General features: G+C 59.9%; 7 protein-coding genes and 1 pseudogene. 2 read left to right on the forward strand and 6 right to left on the reverse strand.

Annotated features, from left to right (window positions below; genetic code table 11):
- The 6 genes and pseudogenes from AACS24_RS13850 to AACS24_RS13875 all read right to left on the reverse strand — a co-directional run.
- Positions 1-353: pseudogene (locus AACS24_RS13850) on the reverse strand (C4-dicarboxylate ABC transporter); the annotation flags it as partial.
- A gap of 107 nt (positions 354-460) precedes the next feature.
- A complete protein-coding gene (locus tag AACS24_RS13855; RefSeq protein WP_108571040.1) occupies positions 461-1432 on the reverse strand; it encodes a TAXI family TRAP transporter solute-binding subunit in 972 nt (323 codons plus the stop codon).
- 407 nt (positions 1433-1839) lie between these two features.
- Entirely contained in the window at positions 1840-3993 is a 2154-nt protein-coding gene (locus tag AACS24_RS13860) for a S9 family peptidase (RefSeq protein WP_181364179.1), read from the reverse strand.
- 234 nt (positions 3994-4227) lie between these two features.
- Positions 4228-4659: a DUF411 domain-containing protein gene (locus AACS24_RS13865; RefSeq protein ID WP_108571042.1), complete on the reverse strand. Its 432-nt coding sequence runs from the start codon at positions 4657-4659 to the stop codon at positions 4228-4230.
- A 46-nt stretch (positions 4660-4705) separates the two neighbouring features.
- Complete coding sequence (locus tag AACS24_RS13870; RefSeq protein WP_005339955.1) at positions 4706-5029, reverse strand: hypothetical protein; 324 nt, start codon at positions 5027-5029, stop codon at positions 4706-4708.
- Positions 5030-5118: 89 nt separating this feature from the next.
- Positions 5119-5841 carry an SDR family oxidoreductase gene (locus tag AACS24_RS13875; RefSeq protein WP_042032275.1) on the reverse strand — a complete coding sequence of 241 codons (723 nt, stop codon included), beginning with the start codon at positions 5839-5841 and terminating at the stop codon, positions 5119-5121.
- 143 nt (positions 5842-5984) lie between these two features.
- Between AACS24_RS13875 and AACS24_RS13880 the strand changes: the two genes are divergently transcribed.
- Together AACS24_RS13880 and AACS24_RS13885 are read left to right on the forward strand one after the other, a co-directional pair.
- Complete coding sequence (locus AACS24_RS13880; RefSeq protein WP_181364180.1) at positions 5985-6827, forward strand: LysR family transcriptional regulator; 843 nt, start codon at positions 5985-5987, stop codon at positions 6825-6827.
- Between the two features lie 95 nt (positions 6828-6922).
- On the forward strand, positions 6923-7423 hold a 501-nt coding region (locus tag AACS24_RS13885; RefSeq protein ID WP_258222941.1), incomplete at its 3' end, for an NAD(P)H-dependent oxidoreductase.

Below are 7423 nucleotides of genomic sequence, written 5' to 3' on the forward strand. Positions count from 1 at the left end.
CCCGGACGCTGGGCCAGTGCCTGATACATCACGAAGAGGTAGGAGGCCGCGCCGGCCGCGATCAGGGCGAGAGCGATATCGCTAAAGGGCACCCGATCTCGCGGCGAGGTGCGAAACGCCGGAAACACCAGAAATGCCAGCAGCAGGGCAAAGGTCAGGTGAATGGAGCGGGTTTCGGTGTCATTGAGCACGCCAAAGCCGAGCATGAATGGGAGCGGCGAGGCGATCCAGAGCTGGAACAGTGACCAGGCCAGCGCTAGCAGGGTGATGATGCCACCCATGGCGCCAGCAGGGAGCCGTGCGCCCACATCCTGGGCGATCAGCTCCTCGGTAGAGAGTTGTTTGTCTTGCATAGGGTTAATTTGTGCCCACCAGTACAACAAGAGCGACACCCGCCCCCGCAATCAGGGGCGCGGCAGACGGGTGTCGGTGAGAGTGACAGCGGCCCGGGGGCCCGCGCTTAGATCCAGCCGCGCTCTTTGTAGTAGCGGGCGGCCCCTTCATGGAGCGGAGCGGAGAGCCCCACCTTGATCATGTCGGCCTCTTTGAGGTCGGCGAAGGCCGGGTGCAGGCGCTTGAAGCGATCGAGATTGTCGAACACCGACTTCACCAGCTGATAAACCACTTCGGGGTCGGTCTTGGCGCTGGTGGAGAGCACTGCCTTGCCACCGATGGAGGGGGTCGGCTGGTCACTGCCCTTGTAGATGCCACCCGGAATTTCAGCCTTGGTGTAGTAGCTCTTCTCGGCCAGCAGCTTGTCGATCTCGGCGCCGGTGACCGGCACCAGTACCGCATCGGTAGTGGTGGAGGCTTCCTGAATGGCACCATTGGGGTGGCCGACGAAGTAGCTCATGGCGTCGATGTTGTTGTCACCGAGGGCGGAGGCCTGTTCGGCCGGTTTCAGCTCCGATACCAGACCGAAGTCTCCCTTCTTCCAGCCCTTGACCGCCATGATCTCTTCCATGGTGTCACGCTGGCCTGAGCCCGGGTTGCCGATATTGACCCGCTTGCCCTTGAGATCATCGAAGCCGGCGACCTTGGCGTCCTTGCGGGCCAGGATGGTGAACACCTCGCTCTGCAGGGAGAAGACGGCGCGCATGTCATCCATGGTTCCTTCTACCTGGAAGGGGGGCAGCCCTTTCATCGCCTTGAACTGGTGATCGGATTGCATGATGCCGAAGTTGAACTCGCCGCTGCGGATACCGTTGACGTTGGCTACACCGCCGCCGCTGGCCGGGGCATTGCACTTGATCTGGTGATCGGACGCGCCGCGATTGAGGAAGCGGCAGATCGACTGGCCCGCCACGTAGTAGACGCCGGTCTGGCCGCCGGTGCCTATGGTCACGAAGCGCTCCTGCGCCTGTACCGGGCCACCAAACGACACGCCGACCAGAGCAGCCGACAGGGCGCATGCCAGGGATAATCCTTTCATGTTTTTCATCCTTTTCATTGAGTTATCTCACCCGTTCCACGAGTGAATTTATGGCGAGCCTGCGGCGGGAGCCGGGCTGGCCGATAGGGCCTCGTACGAGGAAAAGGTCGGGCTGTTACCCCCTCCCAAAAAAGCCACCATCATCCTGCGGTGAGATAACCGGCGTCCTGCCGGCAGAAGATAATTTGGCCCCTGAGGGGCCAAAGAAAAAGTTGTAACGGCTTCGATTAAGCACATCTCGCCAACAACAATCAAACAAAAGGGCAAAAAAGCAGCGTTTAATATCGAAAAGTTTGATGCCGATCATTAATTTGTTGATCGTGGATTAATTGTGCGGGAGTCGGGTGGGGAATTGCGGAAGGTTTCTTTTGTAGCCCTTGTGTGGCAAGGGCTAGCGTCATATGAGATCAGTTTGCCGGGGCGGCCAGATCCAGGATAAAGGCGTACTCCAGCGCGATATCTTCGTAGGCTTTGAAGCGGCCCGACTTGCCACCGTGGCCGGCATCCATGTCGGTATTCAGTAACAACTTGTTATCATCCGTTTTCAGCTCGCGCAGCTTGGCGACCCACTTGGCGGGCTCCCAATATTGCACCTGGGAGTCGTGCAGGCCGGTGGTGACCAGCAGGTTGGGGTAGGCTTGCGCCTTGACCTGATCGTAGGGACTGTAGCTCTTCATGTAGTCGTAGTAGCGCTTCTGGTTCGGGTTGCCCCACTCGTCATACTCCCCGGTGGTGAGGGGGATCGACTCGTCCAGCATGGTAGTGACCACATCGACGAAGGGCACCTGTGCCACCACGCCGCGATAGAGTTCGGGTGCCTGATTGATGACGGCGCCCATCAGCAGACCGCCGGCGCTGCCGCCCATGGCGTAGACCTGATCCCTGGCACCGTAGCCTTGCTCGACCAGCGCCTTGGTAACATCGATGAAGTCATTGAAGGTGTTCTGTTTTTTCAGCAGCTTGCCATCTTCGTACCAGGGACGGCCCAGCTCCTCGCCACCGCGGATATGGGCGATGGCGTAGACGAAGCCGCGATCCAGCAGGCTCAGGCGCGAGCTGCTGAAGTCGGGATCCATACTGGCGCCGTAGGAGCCGTAGCCATAGACCAGCAGCTGATTCTTGGCCGAATCGGCGAGACCTTTCTTGAACTTGTCCTTGCGATAGACCAGCGATACCGGCACCGATACGCCGTCGCGGGCGGTGACCCAGAGCCGTTCGCTGGCATATTGATCAGCCTTGAAGCCCGCCACCGGCTGCTGTTTGAGCAGGGTGCGCTGGCCGGTTGCCATGTCCAGCTCATAGGTAGAGGAAGGGGTGGTCATGGAGGAGTAGCCATAACGCAGGGCGCTGGTATCCGGCTCCGGGTTGTAGGCGAGCCAGGTGACGTAGGCAGGGTCGTCGAAGGCGATCTCCTTCTGCTCACCGCTCTGCCAGTTGACCTGACGCAAGCGGGTCAGCCCCTTGCTGCGCTCCTCCAGCACCAGCCAATCCTTGAACAGGGCATAGCTCTCCAGCAGTACGTCGGGGCTCGGGGCAATCACCGGCTTCCAGCGATCGACCGGGCTCTCCTTGGTTTCGTAGAGGCCGAAGTTTTTGCCGTCCTTGTTGGAGCGCACATAGAAGCGGCCACGGTAGTGATCCAGGCTGTATTCGTGATCCACCTGACGGGGCAGGAACAGGCGTGGGGCGTGCTCCGGCTGGTTGGCATCGATCAGCCGCGCTTCGCCTGTGGTGGTGCTGGAGAGGGCGATAATGATGAAATCTTCCGAAGTGGTGGCGTAGAGGCTGATGTAGAAGGAGTCATCTTTCTCTTCATAGACCAGCTTGTCCGTGGCCGGATCCGTCCCGAGCGTATGGCGATAGACCTGATAGGGCAGCAGGGTCTGCGGGTGCTTGCGCACATAGAAGACGGTCTTGTTGTCGTTGGCCCACACCAGATTGCCGGAGGTATTTTCCAGTTTGTCGGTGGCCCACTGACCGCTCTCCAGATCGAGGAACTGGATCTGGTACTGACGGCGGGAGAGGAAATCTTCCGCCACCGCCAGCCAGCGGTTGTTGCGGCTCACCTCAAGGGCGCCGAGGGCATAGAACTCGTGCCCTTCAGCCCGCAGGTTGCTGTCGAGCAGCAGACTCGCCTGCTCTTCACCGAGCTTGGTGCGCGAATAGATCCCGTACTCCTTGCCCGGCTCATAGCGGGTCTGGTAGCGGTAGCCGTTCTTCACATAGGGTACCGACTCATCCTGCTGGGGGATGCGGGCGACCATCTCTTTGTAAAGCTGTTCGCGCAGGGGTTGGGTCGGCTTGAGCATTGCCTCGGTATAGGCGTTCTCGGCCTTGAGATAGTCCAACACCTCGGGCTTCTGCCGCTCGTCGTCACGCAGCCAGTAGTAGTTGTCGATGCGGGTATCCCCGTGTTTTTTCAGAGTGCGGGGATGTTTGGCGGCCACGGGCGGCTGGATTGGATGTTCGCTTGTCAGCATGGCGGGCTCTTCATTGGCATAAGTGGGGGGGAGAACTGTCAGAAAGGCTAGCAGCAGAACTCCTCGGGAAAAGGTAAACATGTCGCATCCTTGGCGCTGGAAAGGGTTGGTAGACCTGAGCATCGGCTCCATGAATTGGCGTTAAATCTGCCCCTTGTTGCCGGTGGTTGCAAGCAATCCCTTGTTATTGCAGGAAATGTAATCAAAAAAAGCCGCTATCTTGCGATAGCGGCCCTCTTTCTGGCCATGAGCGGCAAGAGTCCGCTCAGGTGTGCCTCACATGATATGGGAGTGCCCTCTCATGACCAGTTTTCGTCAGCCTGGGTAGCTCGACCAGCGGTTGGTCGCGCCCTCGTTGCTGATACTCAGTACCTCATAGGGATGGCCCGGAATATCCATGCCCGGTGCACTCTGGGGCATGCCCGGAATGGTCAGGCCACGGATCGCCGGTTTTTCCCTGAGCAGCTTTTGTACATCGGCGGCTGGTACATGCCCCTCGATCACATAGCCATTTACGATACCGGTATGGCAAGAAGCCAGTTCCGGCGCGATACCGTATTGCTGCTTCACTGCGCCAAGCTGCTCGGTTTCGATGACGTCCAGTTCGAAGCCATTCTGCTCCATGTGCTCGTTCCAGCTTTGGCAGCAGCCACAATATTTGGATTTGTAGACGGTCATCTTCTCGGCCGCGAGGGCCGAAAAGCTGACGGTACTGGCCAGCATGGCCAGTAACAGGGGTTTGTACATCACTCACCTCAGATTGAAAGAAAAGATGCCCGATACGGGATGCGTTTCAGATCCGGGTGCGTGGGGGACGTTCGAGCCGCTCGCACGGGGCGTCCGGCATAAAGAGAGAGGGGGAGGCGAAGTCGGGGGTATCCGGTTCCAGTACGGCGACCGTCAGGCTGTCGCTGCCTACCAGCGTCATCGAGAGGGCGGTGGTAAAGCTGCCGCAGGGCATCGCCTTTTCCAGGGTACGCTCGCTCTGGCTGCAGTGGGTGGTCAGGGTACAGAGGTCGGTTGCGGCCCGGCTGCCAAACGACATCAACACCAGCACCAGACTCCACAAGGGGAGCCAGCGACGGGCGTGAGCGAGTTGGCGACGGGTGAGAACCATGGAATGACTCGGAAAAAAACAAGGGGCACATGGTAACCCTGTGCCCCGGGGGAGGGTCAAGCCCTCCCCATGGTGTCAGTCAGCCCGGATTAAGGTTGCTGACGGGTCGCCGCCAGCACGATCTCGCGCACGCAGACGTTGGCAGGCTGATTCCAGGCGTAGAGCACGGCATCGGCGATCACTTCCGGCGCAATGACGCCGCCCATCTGATCTTTCCAGTCGTGGTAACCGGCCTTGATGCTCTCGTCAGTGGTGTGGCTGAGCAGCTCGGTCTCGACCGCACCCGGGGCAATGGTCACCATCCGCACGCCGACATCGGCCACCTCTTCCCGGATGTTCTCGGTCAGGGCGTGCACGGCGAACTTGGTGGCGCAGTAGGCAGCATGGTTCGGGAAGGTCTTGCGACCGGCGATGGAGCTGATGTTGATGATGGTGCCGCTGCGGCGCTCCTTCATCCCGGCCAGTACCGCGTGGACGCCGTTCAGCACCCCCATGACGTTGATGTTGAGCATCTGCTGCCATTCGGCGGGATCCTGCACGTCAGCCTGACCCAGCAGCATGACGCCGGCGTTGTTGACCATGCAGCCGACCGGGCCAAATTTGGCTTCCGCCTGCTGGACGGCGGCCTTCATGGCGGCGGTGTCGGTCACATCGACCCCGATGCAGAGGGTATTCGGCAGACCGAGTGCCTGCATCGGCTCGACCCGACGGGCCAGCAACAGCAGGGGATGGCCAGCGGCAGAGAAGGCGCGGGCGATGGCGGCACCGATCCCGGCAGAGGCACCGGTGATAACGACGAGAGCTTTGGACATGATTTTTTCCTTCAGATTCGATAGTCGGTTTGAGCCAACAAGCTGCTGGCCAGCGCGGAACAGGGTCACTATAGTCACTGCATCTATAAGTGATAAATATTGTTTTCCGCTGGTTATCATCTGAAAAAACTATGGTTGGGCTTATGCTGGATCTGCGACTGCTGCGTTTCTTCATCGCCATCTATGAAGAGAAGAACATCACGGCGGCGGCCGAACGCTGCCACGTCAGCCAGCCCTCACTCTCGGCGGGGCTGCGCCAGTTGGAAGAGGCGCTCGGCGACAGCCTCTTCATTCGCGGCAAGAAGGGGGTGGAGGCGCGCGATCCTGCCCACTATCTCTACCCCCATGCGGTCAAGCTGGTGGAGGAGGCGCGTCGTCTGCCGGAGCTGTTTCGCCAAAAAGCGACGCGTGCGAGGCTCAATATCGCCATCATGCCCGACCTGAGCCGGCGTCGGGTGGCGGGGTTGCTGCAACGGGTACAGTCGGTACTGCCCGAGCTGGATCTCACCCTCTCCGATTACGGCACGCCAGCCGACTGTCGGCTGACGCTGGACGCTCTGCGCCGGGAGGACGAGATCTTTCTGCCGCTGTGGGAAGAGGATTACGTGCTCTGCGTGCCGGTCGACCATCCCCTGGCCAGCCGCGAGAAAATTGAGCTGGCCGAGCTGCAACATTATGATTTTATTGAGTGCCCACCTTGTGAAGCTCATCAACAGACCATAGGTCTGCTGGCCTGTGACCGGCTTACTCTCAATCTGGTGGCCAAGGCCGAGAGCAAGGGGTTGGTGATGGCGCTGGTGCTGGCCGGGGTTGGCATCAGCTTTCTGCCGGACGGGCTGGTGGAGGATGAGGCGGGGCTCTGTACCCTGCCGGTAAGCGGGCCGCGGATGTTTCGCCGGATTGGGCTTTGTTATCCCGCTCACCAGACCCTCAATCCGGCGCTGCGGGAGCTGATCCCCGAGTTGGCAGGCCACGGTGCTTCCTGATAAGGTCGCTTTCCTGTGCATCTTTACGATGTGTCTGTCACACCCCTTTTCTCTTTTATCGCGCCAGCTCTGGCGCTTGTTCGGGTGATGTTGTCATGAAACGCATTCTGGTTATTTTTTCCCATCCCGCCTTGCAGGGCTCACGGGCCAACAAGCAGCTCTTGCAGGCGATTGAGGGGCTGGAGGGGGTCACGGTTCACGATCTCTACCACCACTATCCCGACATGTTCATCAATGTTAAGCGGGAGCAAACGTTGCTGTCGGAGCACGACATCATCGTCTTTCAGCACCCGTTTTACTGGTACTCCTGCCCGGCCATCATGAAGGAGTGGATGGATCTGGTGCTGGAGTATGGTTACGCCTACGGCCCCGAAGCGCACGCACTCAAGGGCAAGCAGTGGCTGAGCGCCATCACCACCGGCGGGGCGCCGGAGTCCTACTGCAGCGAGGGGTACAACGGCCGGCCGCTGCTCGATTTTCTGCTGCCCTTTCAACAGGCGGCCAAATTGTGCGGCATGAACTGGTTGCCGCCTTTTGTGCTCCACTCCTTTCACAAGATCAAGGATCCCGCCGCCCTGCGCCGCTGCGGTCAGGAT

It is taken from the genome of Aeromonas sp. HMWF016 (assembly GCF_963878195.1).
Lineage (GTDB): Bacteria > Pseudomonadota > Gammaproteobacteria > Enterobacterales > Aeromonadaceae > Aeromonas > Aeromonas lacus.

Excerpts from the sequence above, each read along its gene's own strand:
- AACS24_RS13870 (WP_005339955.1), bottom strand. The coding sequence starts at position 5,029 with ATGGTTCTCACCCGTCGCCAACTCGCTCACGCCCGTCGCTGGCTCCCC.
- AACS24_RS13880 (WP_181364180.1), top strand. The coding sequence starts at position 5,985 with ATGCTGGATCTGCGACTGCTGCGTTTCTTCATCGCCATCTATGAAGAG.
- AACS24_RS13860 (WP_181364179.1), bottom strand. The coding sequence starts at position 3,993 with ATGTTTACCTTTTCCCGAGGAGTTCTGCTGCTAGCCTTTCTGACAGTT.
- AACS24_RS13875 (WP_042032275.1), bottom strand. The coding sequence starts at position 5,841 with ATGTCCAAAGCTCTCGTCGTTATCACCGGTGCCTCTGCCGGGATCGGT.
- AACS24_RS13855 (WP_108571040.1), bottom strand. The coding sequence starts at position 1,432 with ATGAAAGGATTATCCCTGGCATGCGCCCTGTCGGCTGCTCTGGTCGGC.
- AACS24_RS13865 (WP_108571042.1), bottom strand. The coding sequence starts at position 4,659 with ATGTACAAACCCCTGTTACTGGCCATGCTGGCCAGTACCGTCAGCTTT.